The organism is Pseudomonas sp. TH41 (assembly GCF_016650695.1).
Lineage (GTDB): Bacteria > Pseudomonadota > Gammaproteobacteria > Pseudomonadales > Pseudomonadaceae > Aquipseudomonas.
Map to the genome: position 1 here is coordinate 983,087 of NZ_JAEKFH010000003.1, position 19,894 is coordinate 1,002,980.

At 59.2% G+C, this 19,894-nt stretch carries 20 protein-coding genes; 6 read left to right on the forward strand and 14 right to left on the reverse strand.

Translation table 11 applies throughout. The annotated features are described in order from the left end of the window. Positions 1-107: 107 nt before the first annotated feature. The 10 genes from JFU37_RS07220 to ffh form a co-directional block, all read right to left on the reverse strand. Positions 108-395 (reverse strand): DUF3509 domain-containing protein, encoded by a 288-nt coding sequence (locus JFU37_RS07220; RefSeq protein WP_201114550.1) that lies wholly within the window; start codon positions 393-395, stop codon positions 108-110. A 271-nt stretch (positions 396-666) separates the two neighbouring features. Next, complete coding sequence (gene thrC / locus JFU37_RS07225; RefSeq protein WP_201114552.1) at positions 667-2,076, reverse strand: threonine synthase; 1,410 nt, start codon at positions 2,074-2,076, stop codon at positions 667-669. A 64-nt stretch (positions 2,077-2,140) separates the two neighbouring features. Continuing rightward, the gene (locus JFU37_RS07230; RefSeq protein WP_092281511.1) at positions 2,141-3,445 is read right to left on the reverse strand and encodes a homoserine dehydrogenase; all 1,305 of its coding nucleotides are present in this window, start codon (positions 3,443-3,445) and stop codon (positions 2,141-2,143) included. A 134-nt stretch (positions 3,446-3,579) separates the two neighbouring features. Continuing rightward, complete coding sequence (dsbC, locus tag JFU37_RS07235) at positions 3,580-4,311, reverse strand: bifunctional protein-disulfide isomerase/oxidoreductase DsbC (protein ID WP_201114561.1); 732 nt, start codon at positions 4,309-4,311, stop codon at positions 3,580-3,582. Between the two features lie 237 nt (positions 4,312-4,548). Beyond that, the gene (gene xerD, locus JFU37_RS07240) at positions 4,549-5,445 is read right to left on the reverse strand and encodes a site-specific tyrosine recombinase XerD (RefSeq protein WP_201114563.1); all 897 of its coding nucleotides are present in this window, start codon (positions 5,443-5,445) and stop codon (positions 4,549-4,551) included. Between the two features lie 182 nt (positions 5,446-5,627). Then, positions 5,628-5,978: a 50S ribosomal protein L19 gene (rplS, locus tag JFU37_RS07245; RefSeq protein WP_003175895.1), complete on the reverse strand. Its 351-nt coding sequence runs from the start codon at positions 5,976-5,978 to the stop codon at positions 5,628-5,630. 45 nt (positions 5,979-6,023) lie between these two features. After that, positions 6,024-6,776, reverse strand: coding sequence for a tRNA (guanosine(37)-N1)-methyltransferase TrmD (trmD, locus tag JFU37_RS07250; RefSeq protein WP_163908654.1), 753 nt, complete (start codon positions 6,774-6,776; stop codon positions 6,024-6,026). A 2-nt stretch (positions 6,777-6,778) separates the two neighbouring features. After that, on the reverse strand, positions 6,779-7,315 hold the full coding sequence (gene rimM, locus JFU37_RS07255) for a ribosome maturation factor RimM (RefSeq protein ID WP_007944873.1): 537 nt from the start codon (positions 7,313-7,315) through the stop codon (positions 6,779-6,781). A gap of 5 nt (positions 7,316-7,320) precedes the next feature. Beyond that, entirely contained in the window at positions 7,321-7,572 is a 252-nt protein-coding gene (gene rpsP, locus JFU37_RS07260) for a 30S ribosomal protein S16 (protein WP_007944872.1), read from the reverse strand. Positions 7,573-7,822: 250 nt separating this feature from the next. Continuing rightward, entirely contained in the window at positions 7,823-9,199 is a 1,377-nt protein-coding gene (gene ffh / locus JFU37_RS07265; protein WP_003209589.1) for a signal recognition particle protein, read from the reverse strand. A gap of 195 nt (positions 9,200-9,394) precedes the next feature. Here ffh and JFU37_RS07270 point away from each other — a divergent pair, with 195 nt between their 5' ends. The 3 genes from JFU37_RS07270 to JFU37_RS07280 all read left to right on the forward strand — a co-directional run bounded on the left by JFU37_RS07270 (position 9,395) and on the right by JFU37_RS07280 (position 13,033). Continuing rightward, positions 9,395-10,207 (forward strand): cytochrome C assembly family protein, encoded by an 813-nt coding sequence (locus tag JFU37_RS07270; protein WP_201114571.1) that lies wholly within the window; start codon positions 9,395-9,397, stop codon positions 10,205-10,207. Between the two features lie 12 nt (positions 10,208-10,219). Continuing rightward, on the forward strand, positions 10,220-11,464 hold the full coding sequence (locus tag JFU37_RS07275; RefSeq protein ID WP_201114579.1) for a transporter associated domain-containing protein: 1,245 nt from the start codon (positions 10,220-10,222) through the stop codon (positions 11,462-11,464). 252 nt (positions 11,465-11,716) lie between these two features. Then, positions 11,717-13,033 carry an MFS transporter gene (locus JFU37_RS07280; protein WP_201114581.1) on the forward strand — a complete coding sequence of 439 codons (1,317 nt, stop codon included), beginning with the start codon at positions 11,717-11,719 and terminating at the stop codon, positions 13,031-13,033. Positions 13,034-13,126: 93 nt separating this feature from the next. Here JFU37_RS07280 and purT read toward each other — a convergent pair whose 3' ends face one another. From purT to JFU37_RS07300, 4 genes are all read right to left on the reverse strand, one after another. Then, a complete protein-coding gene (gene purT, locus JFU37_RS07285) occupies positions 13,127-14,308 on the reverse strand; it encodes a formate-dependent phosphoribosylglycinamide formyltransferase (protein WP_201114583.1) in 1,182 nt (393 codons plus the stop codon). Positions 14,309-14,489: 181 nt separating this feature from the next. Next, complete coding sequence (locus JFU37_RS07290) at positions 14,490-14,705, reverse strand: DUF1289 domain-containing protein (RefSeq protein ID WP_201114585.1); 216 nt, start codon at positions 14,703-14,705, stop codon at positions 14,490-14,492. Next, entirely contained in the window at positions 14,702-15,226 is a 525-nt protein-coding gene (locus tag JFU37_RS07295; RefSeq protein WP_201114587.1) for a gamma carbonic anhydrase family protein, read from the reverse strand. Before JFU37_RS07295 ends, JFU37_RS07290 begins: the two co-directional genes overlap by 4 nt. A 67-nt stretch (positions 15,227-15,293) precedes the next feature. Further along, a complete protein-coding gene (locus JFU37_RS07300) occupies positions 15,294-15,893 on the reverse strand; it encodes a CoA pyrophosphatase (RefSeq protein ID WP_201114589.1) in 600 nt (199 codons plus the stop codon). A 146-nt stretch (positions 15,894-16,039) separates the two neighbouring features. Between JFU37_RS07300 and JFU37_RS07305 the strand changes: the two genes are divergently transcribed. The 3 genes from JFU37_RS07305 to lon all read left to right on the forward strand — a co-directional run bounded on the left by JFU37_RS07305 (position 16,040) and on the right by lon (position 19,849). After that, entirely contained in the window at positions 16,040-16,591 is a 552-nt protein-coding gene (locus JFU37_RS07305; RefSeq protein WP_201114591.1) for an NUDIX hydrolase, read from the forward strand. A gap of 107 nt (positions 16,592-16,698) precedes the next feature. Continuing rightward, positions 16,699-17,202 (forward strand): L,D-transpeptidase family protein, encoded by a 504-nt coding sequence (locus tag JFU37_RS07310; RefSeq protein WP_201114593.1) that lies wholly within the window; start codon positions 16,699-16,701, stop codon positions 17,200-17,202. A gap of 229 nt (positions 17,203-17,431) precedes the next feature. Beyond that, complete coding sequence (gene lon / locus JFU37_RS07315; protein ID WP_201114595.1) at positions 17,432-19,849, forward strand: endopeptidase La; 2,418 nt, start codon at positions 17,432-17,434, stop codon at positions 19,847-19,849. Positions 19,850-19,894 lie beyond the last annotated feature (45 nt).

Below are 19,894 nucleotides of genomic sequence, written 5' to 3' on the forward strand. Positions count from 1 at the left end.
CATAAAGACCAGTAGCAACAAGCTACAAACATCGGAGCACAATGCTTGATCCTGCTGTTACATGTTCTGACTGACCTTGGCGCAGGAAGGTTCCCACAGAAAAAAATTCAATTTCGACTGGCCAGGATCTTGTCCTGAGCGGCATTGCGCAATGCCGCGATAACGCAGGGCTCCAGACGTCCTTCGGCGATCAGCACGTCACGGTGCAAACCGTCGACCACATCCGTCAGCAGGCGTTTATCCGCCAACTGGGCTTGATTGAACGCATGCTCGACGACGATTGCGCCGGCCGCGTTCTTCAGTGTCACCAGGCATTCGCCATGGGTTCCCGACGGGGTCAATGTCACCTGATACGGGCTCAGAGCCTCACCGAGCAATAGACTGATACTTTCCATCTCGATCACCACTCAATAGTCCGAAAACAAAATGCCTGGGGCATGTCTACCTTAAATGACCGCTGGCCCGAGAAGAAAGTTCTGATTACCGAGTGCGAGTGAACCGGCGTCTTCGGTTGTTTGAGCATGCACGGTAAAGATGACAGGGAAAAAACAAAAAGATCGCAGCCTGCGGCAGCTCCTACAGGGGAATGCATACCCTGTAGGAGCTGCCGCAGGCTGCGATCTTTTGATCTAGCCGCGAAGCCCGTCAGAAGACGGGCTTTACCACTTACAAAGGTTTACCACGATTGCCGTGCTGACTGACGAAGGCCTGTACGGCTTTCAGGTCATTCGGCAAAACGGTGCAACGCTCATCCCGCTCAAACAAATCAGCAAGGTGCACCGGCAATTCCAGCGCTTTACCCACACCGGCCTTCTCCACCGCATCCGGGAATTTGACCGGATGAGCGGTGCCCAGGATCACCATAGGAATATCCAGGCTACGACGGCATTCGCGCGCTGCCTTCACACCGATGGCGGTATGCGGGTCCAGCAACTCGCCGGTTTGCTCGTAGACTTCGGCGATGGTTTCGCAGGTTTGTGCGTCATCCACGGCCAGGGAATCAAACAGCTTGCGGGCTTCGGTCCAGCGCTCTTGTTCGACGCTGAAACCGCCACCCTGCTTGAAGCTGTCCATCAAACCGGCAATCGCCGCGCCGTTGCGACCGTGCAGGTCGAACAGCAGACGTTCGAAGTTCGACGAGACCATGATGTCCATCGACGGCGACAGGGTCGCGTGCAGGGTTTCCTTGACGTACTGGTTGCCGCTCATGAAGCGGTGCAGGATGTCGTTGCGGTTGGTGGCGACGATCAACTGGTTGATCGGCAAGCCCATGTTGCGTGCCAGGTAACCGGCGAAGATATCGCCGAAGTTGCCGGTTGGCACCGAGAACGATACCGAACGTGCCGGGCCGCCCAACTGCAGCGCTGCGTGGAAGTAGTAAACGATCTGGGCCATGATCCGCGCCCAGTTGATCGAGTTCACCGCGACCAGACGCGTGCCTTTGAGGAAGCTCTGGTCGGCGAAGCTCGCCTTGACCATTTCCTGGCAGTCATCGAAGTTGCCTTCGATGGCGATGTTGTGGATGTTCTCGCCGAAGATCGTGGTCATCTGGCGACGCTGCACCTCGGACACACGGTTGTGCGGGTGCAGGATGAAGATGTCGACGTTTTCACAGTGCTTGCAGCCTTCGATGGCGGCCGAACCGGTGTCGCCGGAGGTGGCACCGACGATCACTACGCGTTCACCGCGTTTTTCCAGCACGTAATCGAGCAGGCGACCGAGCAGTTGCAGGGCAAAGTCCTTGAACGCCAGGGTCGGGCCATGGAACAGCTCCAGCACCCATTCATTGCCATTCAGCTGGCGCAACGGTGCCACGGCGTTGTGGGAAAACACGCCATAAGTCTCATCCAGAATCTTTTTGAAATCGGCATCCGGGATGCTGCCGGTGACGAACGGGCGCATGACCCGGAAGGCCAGCTCGTGATACGGCAGGCCGGCCCAGGAAGCGATTTCTTCCTGGGTGAAACGTGGCAGGTTTTCCGGGACGTACAAACCGCCGTCAGTGGCCAGACCGGCCAGCAGGACGTCTTCGAAGTTCAGGGCCGGTGCCTGGCCGCGGGTACTGATATAACGCATGACTGGCTCCAATAGACAGTGTTCGCAAACCCGGGCCCGTACGCGGGCCCGGTGAACGATCGGCTTAGTTCAGGTGCTCGACGCGGATCCGTACGACCGGACCGACTACGCCTGCCAATGCTTCCAGGGCGGCGATCGCATCGTTCATGTGCTGTTCCAGCACGCGGTGGGTCAGCAGGATCATCGGTACCAGACCGTCATGCTCTTCGACTTCTTTCTGCATGATCGATTCGATGTTGATGCCGCGCTCCGACAGGATGCTCGCGACCTGGGCCAATACGCCCGGATGGTCCTTGGCCTGAATGCGCAGGTAGTAGGCGCTTTCGCAGGCTTCGATCGGCAGGATCGGGTGAGCCGACAGCGAATCCGGCTGGAAGGCCAGGTGCGGCACGCGGTTTTCCGGGTCGGAGGTCATGGCGCGAACCACGTCCACCAGGTCGGCGATCACCGACGAAGCGGTCGGCTCCATACCGGCGCCGGCGCCGTAGAACAGGGTCGAGCCGGCGGCGTCACCGTTGACCATCACCGCGTTCATCACGCCGTTGACGTTGGCGATCAGGCGATCGGCCGGGATCAGCGTCGGATGCACACGCAGCTCGATGCCGGCAGCGGTGCTGCGAGCAACACCGAGGTGCTTGATGCGATAGCCCAGCGCTTCGGCGTAGTTCACGTCAGCGGTGGTCAGCTTGGTGATGCCTTCGGTGTAGGCCTTGTCGAATTGCAGCGGAATACCGAACGCGATGGATGCCAGAATCGTCAGCTTGTGGGCGGCGTCGATGCCTTCAACGTCGAAGGTCGGATCAGCTTCGGCGTAACCCAGGGCTTGCGCCTCGGCCAGCACGTCTTCGAAGGTTCGACCCTTCTCGCGCATCTCGGTGAGGATGAAGTTGCCAGTGCCGTTGATGATACCGGCCACCCAGTTGATGCGGTTGGCGGACAGGCCTTCACGGATCGCCTTGATCACCGGAATGCCACCGGCCACGGCGGCTTCGAACGCTACGATCACGCCTTTTTCGCGGGCCTTGGCGAAGATTTCGTTGCCGTGAACGGCGATCAGCGCCTTGTTCGCGGTTACCACATGTTTTCCGTTCTCGATCGCTTTGAGTACCAGCTCGCGGGCAACGGTGTAGCCGCCCATCAGCTCTATGACGATGTCGATCTCAGGGTTCGTGGCCACTTCGAAGACATCGTTGGTAATCGCAATACCGGTCGTCTGGAACTGAGGCTTTGGCGTGCGCATGGCAATTTGTGCCACTTCGATTCCACGCCCGGCACGACGAGCAATTTCCTCGGCGTTGCGCTGAAGTACGTTGAAGGTACCGCCACCGACGGTCCCTAACCCACAGATGCCTACTTTGACCGGTTTCACTGTGAACTCCCCATAAAACGGCCGACTCAAGGCCGGCCGTGAAAACAACCGCATGCTCGCGGTTCTCTATTAATGACCCGGCGAACGTTGCCGCCGGACCATGATCGTCAAAGGCTGGCGATGACGATGCGAATTTATTTCGCGCCCAGCGCCAGTTTGGCGACTTGTGGCGCAGGCTGGTAGCCCGGAATGACCTGACCGTCGGCCAAAACGATGGCCGGCGTGCCGTTCACGCCAATCGACTGACCGAGGGCGAACTGTTTGGATACCGGGTTATCGCACTTGGCGGCCTTGATTTCCTTGCCGTCGACCATTTTGTCCATGGCCGCTTTCTTGTCTTTCGAGCACCAGACCGCTTGCAATTGTTCGTCACCCGGCGAGCCCAGGCCCTGGCGCGGGAACGCGACGTAACGCACTTCAATACCGCGCTTGTTCAGCTCAGGCACTTCGGCGTGCAATTTGTGGCAGTACGGGCAGGTGGTGTCGGTAAACACCGTGATGTGCGATTTGGTTTCACCAATCGCCGGATAAACCACGGTTTCCGCGACCGGAATGTCGTTGATCAGTTTGGAAACGCCCAGGCGTTCGGCCTTCTCGGTCAGGTTGACCGGTTTACCGTCCTTAAGCTGGAACAGGTAGCCCTGAACAATGTACTGGCCATCGGCGCTGGCGTAGAGCACGCGACTGCCTTTGAGTTTGACTTCATACATACCAGGCAAAGGGCTGGCGCTGATGCTTTCTACCGGCACCTCGAGCTCGAGGTTTTCCAGGCTTTTACGGATGGCTTTGTCGGCCGCGTCATCGGCGACGGCAAAGGTGCTGACCAACGCAATGGCGGCGGCGGCGAAAATCTGGGTCAGACGCATGAGAACTCCTGAAGGCGGACAAATGGGACGATCAGAACGCCCGTGCCGAAACACCGGGTCATAACCGCCCATCGTGCAAACCGGCAAAGCCTACCACATAAGGCCCGTGTGGCCGAATGCGCCAGACGCAAGACATTGTGGGACCGTAGGAGCGAGCTTGCTCGCGATGGTGTGTCAGCAACATTAATGTCGACTGACACACCATCGCGAGCAAGCTCGCTCCTACAGGGGCTGCGGTCATCCGCGCGGGTGATGTTTGGCGTGCAGGTCTTGCAAGCGTGCGCGGGCGACGTGGGTGTAGATTTGGGTCGTGGACAGGTCGCTGTGGCCGAGCAGCATTTGCACCACCCGCAGATCAGCGCCATGGTTGAGCAAGTGTGTGGCGAAGGCATGGCGCAAGGTGTGGGGCGACAGTGACTTGCCGATCCCGGCGACCTTGGCTTGATGCTTGATGCGATGCCAGAAGGTCTGGCGAGTCATCTGCTCGCCCCGCTGACTGGGGAACAGCACATCGCTGGGACGCCCGCTGAGCAGTTCACCACGGGCATCGCGCATGTAGCGCTCGACCCAGACAATCGCCTCTTCCCCCATCGGCACCAGCCGCTCCTTGCTGCCCTTGCCCATGACGCGTAACACACCTTGACGCAGGTTGACCTGCTCCAGCGTCAGGCTGATCAGCTCCGTCACCCGCAAACCGCAGGCATAAAGCACTTCAAGCATGGCGCGATCACGCTGGCCGATGGCTTCGCTCAGATCCGGAGCCTTCAGCAGTGCCTCCACGTCAGCTTCCGACAAGGATTTGGGCAGCGGCCTGCCCAGTTGCGGCATGTCGACACGCAAGGTCGGATCGACGGCGATCAGTTTTTCCCGCAGCAGATAGCGATAAAAGCCACGCACGCCCGAGAGAAATCGCGCCGTTGAACGTGGTTTGTAGTTTTGCTCCAGGCGCCAGGCCAAGTGATCGAGGATCAACTCGCGACCCGCGTTGATCAGCTCCAGGCCCTTTTCCTGCATCCAGCCGTTGAACAGGGCGAGGTCACTGCGGTAGGCGTCACGGGTGTTATCGGACAGACCTTTCTCCAGCCAAAGGGCGTCGAGGAATTGGTCTATCAGCGGGTGGTCGATGGCGGGCATAAAGGCTCAGGTCACTGGAAAACTGATGGCAAGTCTTTCATAGCCTGCTGAGGCTTTATAGAGCCTGATGTAAACGCGGTGCTTGGTAAATCGATTCGCGGGAAAGCCACGCTCCCACAGGTAAATCGCAGGCAACAAAAAAGCAGCCCGTAGGCTGCTTTTTTCTGCATCGGAAGCTGGACTTAAGCCAGTTTTTCCTTGATGCGAGCTGCTTTACCGGACAGGTCACGCAGGTAGTACAGCTTGGCTTTACGTACGTCACCGCGACGTTTAACGGCCATGCTGTCGATTTGCGGGCTGTAGGTCTGGAAAGTACGCTCTACGCCAACACCGTTGGAGATTTTACGAACGGTGAAAGCACTGTTTACGCCGCGGTTACGCTTGGCGATAACAACACCTTCGAACGCTTGCAGACGCGAACGGTCGCCTTCCTTCACTTTCACCTGAACGACAATGGTGTCGCCCGGGGCAAAGGTAGGGATCTCTTTGGTCATCTGCTCTGCTTCGAGTGCAAGGATGATTTTGTTAGTCATGCTGTGCTCCTAAGGTAAATCAACGGACTTACCATCGATACGTTGTTAACTATCGTCCCGCTCGCGGATGTATTCCTCGAGCAGCTTCTTCTCTTCTCCAGAAAGCGAGCGGCTTTCCAGAAGATCGGCGCGTCGTTCAAAGGTCCTACCAAGGGACTGCTGTAAACGCCAACGCCGGATGTGCGCGTGATTGCCACTTAGCAATACGTCGGGAACACGCTGATCCGCATACACCTCCGGTCGGGTGTAGTGCGGGCAATCCAGCAAACCATCCGTAAAGGAATCTTCCTCAGCGGAGTCCGCATGCCCTAAAGCTCCAGGCAGCAGTCGTGTAACCGCATCGATCAGGACCATCGCCGGCAGCTCACCGCCAGACAGTACATAGTCGCCAATCGACCACTCTTCATCGACATGAGCCTCTATAAAGCGCTCGTCAATGCCTTCATAGCGGCCGGCAATCAGGATCAATGCATCCAGATTCGCCAACTCGCGTACCGCCGACTGAGTCAGTTGACGGCCTTGGGGGGACAGGTAAATTACCTTCGCCGCCTCCCCGGCTGCTGCCTTGGCCTGAGCCAGAGCATCTTCCAGGGGCTTGATCTTCATCACCATGCCCGGACCACCGCCAAATGGGCGATCATCCACAGTGTGATGTCGATCCGTCGTGTAGTCTCGCGGGTTCCAACAGGTGAGCTGCAACAGCCCCTGTTTCACCGCCCGACTGGTGATGCCGTACTCGCTGATGGCGGAGAACATCTCGGGAAACAAACTGATCACTTCTACGCGCAAGTTAGCCACGCTTAGAAATCCGCGTCCCAATCCACCTTCATCTCGCCTGCTGCCAGGTCGACAGCCAACACGCATTGCTCCGTATAGGGCAACAGGCGTTCGCGATCATCCAGGCTGCCAGCGCAAGGCTTGACCACCATTACATCATTGGCGCCGGTTTCCAGAAGATGATCGATTTTCCCGAGCAATTGCCCGAGTTGATCAATAACCTTCAGACCTTCCAGCTGGTACCAGTAGTACTCGCCGTCGGTCAATTCAGGGAACAGGTTGCGCGGCACACAGATCTCATAACCAGCCAGAAGACGCGCTTCTTCACGATCATCGAGACCCTTGAGCTTTGCGACCAGGAACTTGTCGTTCCCACGTCCGCTGACCAGCTCGACCTGTTTCACATTGCCTTCGCGCTTGAGCGTCCAGGTTTTGTACTGCAACAGGTTTTCAGTCGGATCAGTAAAGGAATACACCTTCACTTCGCCGCGAACGCCATGAACCGAATAAATTTTGCCGATAACGATCAAATCATCAGCAACAGCTGGCGTCGCGTTCATATTGCTCAGGCCGCAGCCTTAGCAGCGTCCTTCAACAACTGAGCAACACGCTCAGAAGGTTGTGCACCAACGCTCAGCCAGTAGGCTACGCGCTCTTGGTTCACGGACAGACGGACTTCTTGACCACGAGCAACAGGGTTGAAGAAACCAACCTGTTCCTTGTGCGAACCGTCGCGCGGGTTGCGGCTGTCGGTTACGGTCAAGTGGTAAAACGGGCGCTTTTTGGAGCCGCCAAGGGCAAGACGGATTGTTAGCATGTGAACATCGTTCCTGTAGTCGGTGCTGCAAATCTAAAGGCACAGCGGGCATAGGTGCCCGAAAGGCCGCATATTCTAAGGAATATCCGGACTTTTGCAAATGTCTTTTTCCGGCTGCCTATCGGCCGCCATCAAGATTTGCTATAGAGCCGTCGTTGAAAACGGCCGGTCAGCTCCCGCCAAGTGCGGGTTTGCTGGAGATCCCACTTCCGTGTGGGGCTGCGCCGACATCACTGCCGGCGCGAATTCTTTACATTTTCGGCATGCCGCCGCCGGGCAACATACCGCCCATGCCGCGCATCATTTTGGCCATTCCGCCTTTGGCGGAGAACTTCTTCATCATCTTCTGCATCTGCTTGTGCTGCTTGATCAAGCGACCGATGTCCTGCACCTGAGTGCCGGAACCCATGGCGATACGGCGTTTGCGCGAACCGCTGATCAGCTCAGGGTCGCGGCGCTCGGCCGGGGTCATGGAGTTGATGATGGCTTCCATCTGCTTGAATTGCTTCTCTGCCGCGCCCTGGGCGTTGCCCATCTGCGCCAGGTTCACGCCGCCGATATTCGGCAGCTTGTCCATGAGGCCGCCAAGGCCGCCCATGTTCTTCATCTGTTGCAGCTGATCGCGGAAGTCTTCGAGGTCGAAGCCCTTGCCCTTCTTCAGCTTCTTGGCCAGTTTGTCGGCCTTGTCTTTGTCGAGGGTCGCCTCAGCTTGCTCGATCAGGCTGAGCACGTCGCCCATGCCGAGGATGCGCGAAGCAATACGCTCAGGGTGGAACGGTTCGAGCGCTTCGCTCTTCTCGCCCATACCGATGAACTTGATCGGCTTGCCGGTGATGGCGCGAACCGACAGCGCGGCACCGCCACGGGCGTCGCCGTCGACCTTGGTCAGGATCACACCGGTCAGTGGCAGCGCATCGCCAAAGGCCTTGGCCGTGTTCGCGGCATCCTGGCCGGTCATGGCGTCGACCACGAACAGGGTTTCGACCGGGTTGATCGCGGCGTGCAACGCCTTGATCTCGCCCATCATCTCTTCATCGATGTGCAGGCGACCGGCGGTATCGACGATAACCACGTCGATGAATTTCAGTTTTGCTTCTTTAATAGCCGCTTGCGCGATGTCGACCGGCTTCTGGCTCAGGTCAGACGGGAAGAAGGTAACACCGACTTCACCGGCAAGCATTTCCAGCTGCTTGATCGCGGCCGGACGGTAAACGTCCGCGGACACGACCATGACCGACTTCTTCTTGCGCTCTTTAAGGAAGCGCGCGAGTTTGCCGGCGGTGGTGGTTTTACCAGCGCCCTGCAAACCGGCCATCAGCACGACGGCAGGCGGAACGGCGCTCAGGTTCAGGTCTTCGTTGGCCGCGCCCATCAGGCTTTCAAGTTCGGCCTGGACGATCTTCACGAAGGCCTGGCCCGGCGTCAGGCTGCGCGACACCTCGGTGCCGACGGCGCGTTCCTTGACCGAGTTGACGAAGTCTTTGACCACCGGCAAGGCGACGTCGGCTTCGAGCAACGCCATGCGCACTTCACGCAGGGTGTCTTTGATGTTGTCCTCGGTCAGCTTGGCCTTGCCGGTGACATGGCGCAGCGTCTGCGAGAGACGGTCGGTTAAGTTTTCAAACATTGCGCGATCCTTTCAGGCCCTGTGTAGACCGGGATAATGGCGGCCCAGACCGTGATAAACATGTACTCGGCGAGCCTGCGGCGTGGGCAGGTCGCGGATTATAGCGAAGACTGCGTCTGGCGGACACCTCGCACTTTCGTGTGATGTGGGTTCTATGCCAAACTCAGCGCCTTTCGGGCTTGCCTAACAGGATTTATGCTCCCCTTGTCACCCAGTTTGCTTACCACCCTCGCCGCCGCCTGCTTATATGCCGCTGCGACTCTCTACCAGGGCACTCGTCTGGCCAAAGGCGCCAAGGCGAACAAGCGCCTGCTGGTCACGCTCGGCGTGCTGGCGGTACTGGCTCACAGCGCCAGCCTGTTCACTCACTTGCTAACGCCGATCGGCCTGGGCCTGGACTTTTTCAGCGCCGCCAGCCTGATTGCCGCAGCGGTCATTGCCCTGACGCTGCTGGCCTGCTCGCGGATCCCGGTGGAAAACCTGCTTGTCTTGCTGTTTCCGCTAGGCCTCGCGACCGTGCTGCTCGCGCAATTCGCGCCTGCCGGCACCGTTCAAATCATCGACGAAGAGCCGGGCATCCTCGCCCACATCCTCCTGTCGATACTGGCCTATGGCATGTTCACCATCGCAGTGTTCCAGGCCTTGCTATTGCTGGTTCAAGACCACCAGCTCAAGCACAAGCACCCGTCCGGGCTGATCAAGAACTTCCCGCCGCTGCAAACCATGGAGAGCCTGCTGTTCGGCTTCCTCTGGGCCGGCTGGACCCTGCTTTCGCTGTCGCTGATTTCCGGCTGGCTGTTCGTCGACAACCTCTTCGCCCAGCACCTGGTGCACAAAACCCTGCTGGCCTGCCTGGCCTGGATTGTCTTCAGCGTGTTGCTCTGGGGCCGTAACCACCTTGGCTGGCGCGGACACAAAGCCATTCGCTGGACCCTCGCCGGTTTCTGCCTGCTGATGCTGGCGTATTTTGGCAGCAAGCTGGTTCGTGAATACATCCTGCATATCTGACGGGCGGCATTAATGGACGACTTGCCCATAGGGCCGATGCTCGCAGTAGTGGCCCTGCTGATTTTATGGTCGGGGCTGTTTACCGCCATCGAAGCGGCGCAACAACACTTGCTGGCCCAGCGCACCGCCTCGCGCTCAAGCGACAAACCGGTGGCGAAGCTGAGTTTTCCGCTCAACAGCCTGATCCTCTGCAACACCCTGTGCCGTGCGCTCGTCGTGGTCATCAGCACTTTGCTGGCAATTTTCACGTGGGCAGAAAACGGTCCATGGGCCGCTTGTGCAGGGGCCGGCGCCATTCTGCTGGTGTTTGCCGATTATCTGCCGCGCACCCTCGCCGCCCGCTACCCGGATGCGATCCTTAATCTGGGCAACACCCTGCTCCGCGTGCCACTGAAAATCCTCTACCCAGCCGCCTGGCTGCTGAATAGCATCAGCCTGTTACTGATGCGACCGTTCGCCCGCAAAGCCAAAGTCGTGCAGTACAGCGAAGACGAAGCACCGAAGGACCGGCTCGACGACCATGAACACGCCGTCTGCCGTCCGCACGCGCTGTCAGGCATCCATGCGCTGGACAACATCACGGTCAACGACATTCTGGTACCGCGCAGTGACGTAGACGGGATCAACCTCGACGACCCCCTCTCGGACATCATCGAACAACTGCGCCACAACAAGCGCACGCGCCTGCCGGTCTTCCACAGCGACATCAACCAGGTCGAAGCGGTGCTCAACACCCGGCAGATCCGCCATTTGCTGCCTGATGGCAGCCTGACCCGAGAAGCGCTGCTGGCCGCCAGTCATGAACCGTACTTCGTGCCGGAAAGCACGCCGTTGCAGCTGCAGCTGCTGAACTTCCACAAACAGCAGCGACGCTTGGGCATGGTGGTCGACGAGTACGGCGAAGTGCTCGGCATCGTCACCCTGGAAGACATTCTCGAAGAAATCGTCGGCGAATTCGAAAGCCAGCACAGCCTGCATAACCCGCATATCCACCCGCAAGCCGATGGACGACTGGTCATTGATGGCGCCGCGTCGATTCGCGAATTGAACAAAAGCCTAGGCTGGCACCTGCCAAGTGACGGCCCCAAGACCCTTAACGGCCTTGTGACCGAAGCGCTGGAAACGATTCCGGACAGTTCGGTGTGCCTGAAGATCGGGCGTTATCGCCTGGAAATCCTCGAGACCGAGGACAATCGCGTCACTCGTGTGTTGATCTGGCATACCAGTTCGGCTCCGGCTGTTTTGCCCGTCCGATAGATCAAAAGATCGCAGCCTGCGGCAGCTCCTACACCTGGAATGCGTTCCCTTGTAGGAGCTGCCGCAGGTTCGGGCCGCGTTCGGACGATCTTTTTGCCCTTGTTTGATCGTTAGCCGCCTTCCTATAATCGAGCCGCTTACCCAAGCGCCGCTCTACCCCAGTGCTACCCGCACGCTGCGTTAAACCCACATCCCTGGGTGTTCGACCATAATAATTCGCTCCAATGGAGCATGACTGTCAGGGATCACCGCATGACGACGAGCACAACGTACAGCGAAACCACGCCTGCCCAGCCGACAAACTCCGCCACTCGTGTGGCCACGGCGAGTTTCATCGGCACCGCCATCGAGTTCTACGACTTCTACGTCTACGCCACCGCCGCAGCGCTGGTGATCGGCCCGGTGTTCTTTCCGCAGACGTCCGGCACCGCCCAGATGCTCTCGGCGTTCCTCACCTTTGGTATCGCATTCCTCGCACGCCCCTTGGGTTCGGCGCTGTTCGGTCACTTTGGTGACCGCATCGGCCGGAAGTCGACCCTGGTCGCTTCTTTATTGTTGATGGGCGTGTGCACCACACTCATCGGCGTGTTGCCCGGTTACGACAGCATCGGGCCCTGGGCGCCGATCCTGCTGTGCGTGCTGCGGTTCGGCCAAGGCCTTGGATTGGGCGGCGAATGGGGTGGCGCGGCATTGCTGGCCACAGAAAATGCGCCCAAAGGCAAACGCGCCTGGTTCGGCATGTTCCCGCAACTCGGTCCTTCGATTGGCTTTCTGGCGGCTAACGGCCTGTTCCTGACCCTGGCCATGACCCTGAACGATGAACAGTTCCGCTCGTGGGGCTGGCGGATTCCGTTCCTGCTCAGCGCTGTGCTGGTGATGGTCGGTCTGTACGTGCGCCTCAAACTTCACGAAACGCCGGTGTTCGCCAACGCCATGGCTCGCCAGGAACGGGTGAAGATCCCGCTGATCGAGCTGTTCAGCCAATACTGGGCGCCGATGCTGCTGGGCGCCGGCTCGATGGTGGTGTGCTACGCGCTGTTCTATATCTCGACGGTATTTTCGCTGAGCTATGGTGTCTCGACACTCGGCTACACCCGCGAAACCTTCCTCGCGCTGCTGTGCTTCGCCGTGCTGTTCATGGCGGCCGCGACACCGCTGTCGGCCTGGGCCAGTGATCGTTACGGGCGCAAACCGGTGCTGATTATCGGGGGCGTACTGGCGATTTTGTCCGGTTTCTTGATGGAACCGCTGCTGACCCAAGGCTCGACCTGGGGTGTGGCGCTGTTCCTGTGCATCGAACTGTTTCTGATGGGCGTGACATTTGCCCCGATGGGCGCGCTGCTGCCGGAGCTGTTTCCGACGCACGTGCGCTATACCGGCGCGTCAGCGGCCTACAACCTCGGCGGTATTGTCGGAGCCTCGGCGGCACCGTTCTTCGCACAGAAGCTGGTGGCGATGGGTGGTTTGAGTTATGTCGGCGGGTATGTGTCGGGGGCGGCGGTGCTGAGCTTGATTGCGGTGTTGTGCCTGAAGGAGACGCGGCATAACGATTTGAATCGGGTGGCTTGAAAATAAAGCAAAAGCTTCGCGAGCGAGCCCGCTCCCACAGGGATCACACTGAACCTGTGGGAGCGGGCTTGCTCGCGAATGTCGCGCCTCGGTTTACAGCTCTACGACGACAGCCTGAGAAGCACGGGTCGCCTTGGCACGAGCCGCTTCAATCGACTCGTCACGCGCCAACGCCACACCCATCCGACGCTGACCATTGACCTCAGGCTTGCCAAACAGACGCAACGCCGTGTCCGGCTCGCTCAACGCAGCGCCCAGGTTAGCGAAAGCGGTCTGAGTCGACTGCCCTTCCACCAGGATCACCGCCGAAGCCGACGGCCCGAATTGACGGATCAACGGAATCGGCAGGCCCAGAATCGCCCGTGCGTGCAGCGCAAACTGTGACAGGTCCTGGGAAATCAGGGTAACCAGACCGGTGTCGTGCGGGCGCGGCGACACTTCGCTGAACCACACCTGATCGCCTTTGATGAACAGCTCGACGCCAAACAGGCCACGACCGCCCAAGGCTTCGGTGACCGCTTTGGCCACGCGCTCGGACTCGGCCAGGGCAATCGGGCTCATGGCTTGTGGCTGCCAGGATTCCTGGTAGTCGCCCTTCTCCTGACGGTGGCCGACTGGCGCGCAGAACGTGGTGCCACCGACGTGACGCACGGTCAGCAGGGTGATTTCGTAGTCAAAATCGATGAAGCCTTCGATGATCACGCGACCTTTACCAGCGCGGCCGCCTTCCTGGGCGTAATCCCAAGCGGTCTTCACGTCATCGGCGCTGCGCAACAGGCTCTGGCCTTTGCCCGACGAGCTCATCACCGGCTTGACCACGCACGGGAAGCCCAGGTCCTGAACGGCCTTGCTGTAATCCTCGAAGGTGTCGGCGAAGTGATACGGCGAGGTCGGCAGGTCCAGCTCTTCGGCGGCCAGGCGACGGATGCCTTCGCGGTTCATGGTCAGCTGCGTGGCGCGCGCGGTCGGAATCACGGTGAAGCCTTCGGCTTCCAGTTCGACCAGGGTCGCGGTGGCAATGGCTTCGATTTCCGGCACGATAAAGTGCGGTTTCTCGGCTTCGATCACCGCACGCAGGGCGGCGCCGTCGAGCATGTTGATCACATGGCTGCGATGCGCGACTTGCATGGCCGGAGCGTTGGCATAGCGGTCGACGGCGATGACTTCAACGCCCAAGCGTTGCAGCTCGATCACCACTTCCTTGCCCAACTCGCCACAGCCACACAGCAATACGCGGGTCGCGGTTGGCGACAATGGAGTTCCGATACGGGTCATCTCAGGTCCTCAAAAGAGCGGATCATCGAGGGATGCAGCGAAAACGCGCTTCCCATGGGGAGAAAGCGCGGCATTTTACATGAACCGCAGGGTTTGGCTTCAGATCAAAAGATCGCAGCCTGCGGCAGCTCCTACACGGTGTACCCATGTAGGAGCTGCCGCAGGCTGCGATCTTTTGATTTTAAGAACCCGGGGTTTTGCCGATCATCCAGAGCAACCCGCTCGACTTGGCCCGCTCATGACACAACCCCAGCACCTTGCGCCGTTCTTCGTTTTCCATCCGGCTCCAGCGCGTGATCTCTTCCACTGTGCGCTGACACCCGATGCAAATGTCATCGTCGTCCAGCGCACACACATTTACGCACGGCGATCGTACGGGACGTTCGGGCGTGCTCATTCTTCCTGCTCTACCAGATCGCGGGCATAACGCTGAGCGTTATGCACATAGTGGGCGGCGCTGGCTTCCAGCATCTTCTTCTGCGGTTCGGTCAGCTCGCGCACCACTTTGCCGGGCGAGCCCATGACCAACGAACCGTCCGGTATTTCCTTGCCTTCGCCGATCAACGAATTGGCGCCAATGATGCAGTTTTTGCCGATTTTCGCGCCGTTGAGAATGACCGCATTGATGCCAATCAGGCTGTAATCACCGACGGTGCAGCCGTGGAGCATGGCGTTGTGGCCGATGGTCACGCCGGTGCCGACGGTCAGCGGGTAGCCCATGTCGGTGTGCATCACGGTGCCGTCCTGGACGTTACTGTTCTTGCCGATCAGGATCAGTTCGTTATCGCCACGCAGCACAGTGTTGAACCAGACGCTGGCGCCCTCTTCAAGTTTGACCTTGCCCACCAACACGGCGTTGGGGGCGACCCAGCTCTGCGGATGGGTTTCGACGCGGGCGTCGCCCAGGCGGTATTTCATCTTATTGTCCTCAAGGCCAGGCCGGCTCACTCGCAACAGCGGGGATCACGCCATACAAACGATGGCTTCAAATATTGATAAAGCTTTTTGGGGGTTGGTGCAGGCTGATGTCGGCGTCATAAAGCAGGTTGATCAACTCGACGATCATGATCGCCGTCAGGCCCCAGATCTTGTATTCGCCATAACGATAACTCGGCACGTACCAACTGCGCCCCTGGTAATCGATGCGATGCGTGTGTTCCCGAGGATCCTTGCGGAAGAACTCCAGAGGCACGCTGAACACTGCGGCGATCTCGGCATCGTTGGCCAGGTATTCGACAAAATCCGGGATCACGCCGACATAAGGCGTGACCTTGATGCCATGCAGGGAAATCAGCGGGCTCAGCGGGCCGATGACTTCGACCAGCCCTGGCGGCAAGCCGATTTCTTCTTCGGCTTCGCGCAGGGCAGTGAAAATCAGGTCCGGGTCTTCGGGGTCGCGTCGCCCGCCGGGGAAGGCGACTTCGCCGCCATGGGTCGAGAGCCCGCTGGCACGCAGGGTCAGAACCAGTTCCGGTTCGTCACTGCGGGTGATGGGCACCAGTACCGCGGCCTCCGGGAAACGTAGGTCGGTTTCCAGCGTGCGCGGTGTGTGATTGCTTACCCTATGCAGTAGCTCGTCCAGCATGAGTGTTCTCGATCTGTGCCTTACATTGCATCATGCACCAATCGAACCGACCGCCCAACCCCCGAACTGCCGTGTGTCGCTAAACGACAACTTGCCGACTGACACCGCCTCACGCCAAGATAGGCGCAGCATTCAGGAACCCAAGCATGAAATTTTGCAGTCAGTGCGGCAACCCGGTGACCCAGCGCATTCCCGAAGGCGATTCGCGCCTGCGGTTTGTCTGCGACAGCTGTCAGGCGATTCACTATCAAAACCCCAATATCGTCGCCGGTTGCGTGGCGACCTGGGGCTCCAAAGTGTTGCTGTGCCGACGAGCCATTGAGCCACGACGCGGTTACTGGACCCTGCCCGCCGGTTTCATGGAAAACGGTGAAACCATCGAGCAAGCGGCTATTCGCGAGACGGCCGAAGAAGCCTGCGCCCGGGTGCGCAATCTGAGCATCTATACGTTGATCGACGTGCCGCACATCAGCCAGGTGCATGTATTCTTCCGTGCCGAGCTGGTCGATCTGGACTTTTCCGCCGGCCCCGAGAGCCTGGAGGTGCAGCTTTTCGAAGAAGCCGACATCCCTTGGTCCGAGCTGGCTTTCCGCACGGTGGGCCGTACCTTAGAATGCTTCTTCGCTGACCGGCGGACCGAGGTCTACCCCGTGCGGTCCGAATCGATCCCGCCGCTTGCTCAGCCTGCCATCACCTGATTTCGACATCGGCGTTCTTACCGACGTAAATAGATCGCGGCCTGCGGCAGCGCCTACAACAAACAGCTATAAATATATAGTCGCGACACTTTTTGGGAATCGTTTCAATGCGCTGGTTGCTTGCCCTGTTTTGCTTGTCGTTCGTCGCTGTCTCCCAGGCTTCTGTAGCGGAAACCCTGGACGGCAAAGTCATCGAAAAAGTATTGATTCTGAAATCTGCCCACCAATTGCAATTGATCAATGACGGCAAGCCGCTCAAGACCTATCGCATTTCCCTGGGCAAACACCCCAAGGGGCCGAAGCTGATGGAAGGCGACAAACGCACGCCTGAAGGTTTCTATTGGGTGGACTGGCGCAAGGTCAGCGACCGCTTCAACCTGGCGATGCACATCTCCTACCCGAACATCAGCGACTCCGCCCGCGCACGGCGCGAAGGCGTCGACCCGGGCGGCATGATCATGATCCACGGCACCCCGGACACTGAAGACGCCCCCGAAGACCTGTTCCACACCCTGGACTGGACTGACGGCTGCGTCGCCATGCGCAACATGGACATGCGTGAAGTCTGGGGCCTGGTGCCAGATGGCACGATGATCGAAATCCGTCCCTAATTCCCAATACCTGTGGTGAGGGAGCTTGCTCCCTCGCCACAACAGCGTCCGCAATGCTGACAAACCTCTTCGCGAGCCCGCTCGCGAAAGGGCCTTCCAAACACCCAGCCCCAGCTAACCTGTCTCTGCACTGAACACGCTTTCGAATTATCCGTTATCCCCAAGTCATCATTGAAACCACCGCCAACCTGCCCCATCTAAGACCCATACCCCATTGCGCAGGTGCCCCATGAGCGACCAGCAAGAATTCCCCGAAGACCCGAGCGAATACGCCGACCCAGAGAACGCCGAACACCACTCCACCGGCAAAGGCCTCGCCCTGCCAGGCCAGAACCTGCCGGACAAGGTCTACATCATCCCGATCCACAACCGCCCGTTCTTCCCGGCCCAAGTGTTGCCGGTCATCGTCAATGAAGAACCGTGGGCCGAAACCCTCGACCTGGTCAGCAAATCCGATCACCACTCCCTGGCCCTGTTCTACATGGACACGCCCCAGGAAGACCCACGCCATTTCGACACCTCGGCCCTGCCGCTCTACGGCACACTGGTCAAGGTGCACCACGCCAGCCGCGAAAACGGCAAACTGCAATTCGTCGCCCAGGGCCTGACCCGCGTGCGCATCCGCACCTGGCTCAAACACCATCGCCCGCCGTACCTGGTGGAAGTCGAATACCCGCACCAGCCCACCGAGCCGACCGACGAGGTCAAGGCCTACGGCATGGCGCTGATCAACGCGATCAAGGAACTGCTGCCGCTCAACCCGCTGTACAGCGAAGAGTTGAAAAATTACCTCAACCGCTTCAGCCCCAACGACCCGTCGCCGTTGACCGACTTCGCAGCCGCCCTGACCTCGGCCACCGGCAGCGAGCTGCAAGAAGTGCTCGACTGCGTCCCCATGCTCAAGCGCATGGAAAAAGTCCTGCCGATGCTGCGCAAGGAAGTCGAAGTCGCGCGCCTGCAAAAAGAAATTTCCGCCGAAGTTAACCGCAAGATCGGTGAGCATCAGCGCGAGTTCTTCCTCAAGGAACAACTCAAGGTCATCCAGCAAGAGTTGGGCCTGACCAAAGACGACCGTAGCGCCGACATCGAACAGTTCGAGCAGCGCCTGGAAGGCAAGGTGTTGCCCGCCCAGGCGCAAAAACGCATCGAAGAGGAAATGAACAAGCTGTCGATCCTCGAGACCGGCTCGCCGGAATACGCGGTGACCCGCAACTACCTCGACTGGGCGACCTCGGTGCCGTGGGGCGTGTACGGCGAGGACAAACTCGATCTCAAGCACGCGCGCAAGGTGCTGGACAAACACCATGCAGGCCTCGACGACATCAAGGACCGGATCCTCGAATTCCTTGCGGTCGGTGCTTATAAAGGCGAAATCAGCGGCTCCATCGTGCTGCTGGTCGGCCCACCGGGCGTGGGTAAAACCAGCGTCGGCAAATCCATCGCCGAATCCCTGGGCCGGCCGTTCTACCGCTTCAGCGTCGGCGGCATGCGCGACGAAGCCGAGATCAAGGGCCACCGCCGCACGTACATCGGCGCGCAACCGGGCAAACTCGTGCAGGCGTTGAAAGACGTCGAAGTGATGAACCCGGTGATCATGCTCGACGAAATCGACAAGATGGGCCAGAGCTACCAGGGCGACCCAGCCTCGGCGCTGCTGGAAACCCTGGACCCGGAACAGAACGTCGAATTTCTCGACCATTACCTGGACCTGCGCCTGGACCTGTCGAAAGTGCTGTTCATTTGCACCGCCAACACCCTGGACTCGATCCCCGGTCCGTTGCTCGATCGGATGGAAGTCATCCGTCTGTCGGGCTACATCACCGAAGAAAAGATCGCCATCGCCAAGCGTCACTTGTGGCCAAAGCAACTGGAAAAGGCCGGTGTGTCCAAAGGCAGCTTGTCTATTAGCGACAGCGCGTTGAAGGCGTTGATCGACGGATACGCCCGCGAAGCCGGCGTGCGCCAGCTGGAAAAACAGCTGGGTAAACTGGTGCGCAAAGCCGTCGTTAAGTTGATCGATGAGCCGAAAGCGGTGATTAAACTCGGTCCGAAAGACCTCGAAGCGTCACTCGGGCATCCAGTGTTCCGCAACGAGCAAGTCCTCTCCGGCACCGGCGTCATCACCGGACTGGCCTGGACCAGCATGGGCGGCGCGACTTTGCCGATCGAAGCCACGCGTATTCACACGTTGAACCGTGGTTTCAAACTCACCGGGCAACTGGGTGACGTGATGAAAGAGTCGGCCGAAATCGCCTACAGCTACGTCAGCTCCAATTTGAAGTCGTTTGGCGGTGATCCGAAGTTCTTCGACGAAGCCTTTGTTCACCTGCACGTCCCCGAAGGCGCCACCCCGAAAGATGGCCCGAGCGCCGGCGTGACCATGGCCAGCGCCCTGCTTTCGCTGGCGCGCAATCAGCCGCCGAAAAAAGGCGTCGCCATGACCGGCGAATTGACGCTGACCGGGCATGTACTGCCGATTGGCGGGGTGCGCGAGAAAGTGATTGCGGCGCGGCGGCAGAAGATCTTCGAATTGATCCTGCCGGAGCCCAATCGCGGAAGTTTTGAGGAATTGCCGGACTATCTTAAAGAAGGGATTACCGTGCATTTCGCCAAGCGTTTTGCGGATGTGGCGAAGATTCTGTTCTGATAGTGATGTAGCGCCTGCACAACTGCTTTCGCGAGCAAGCCCGCT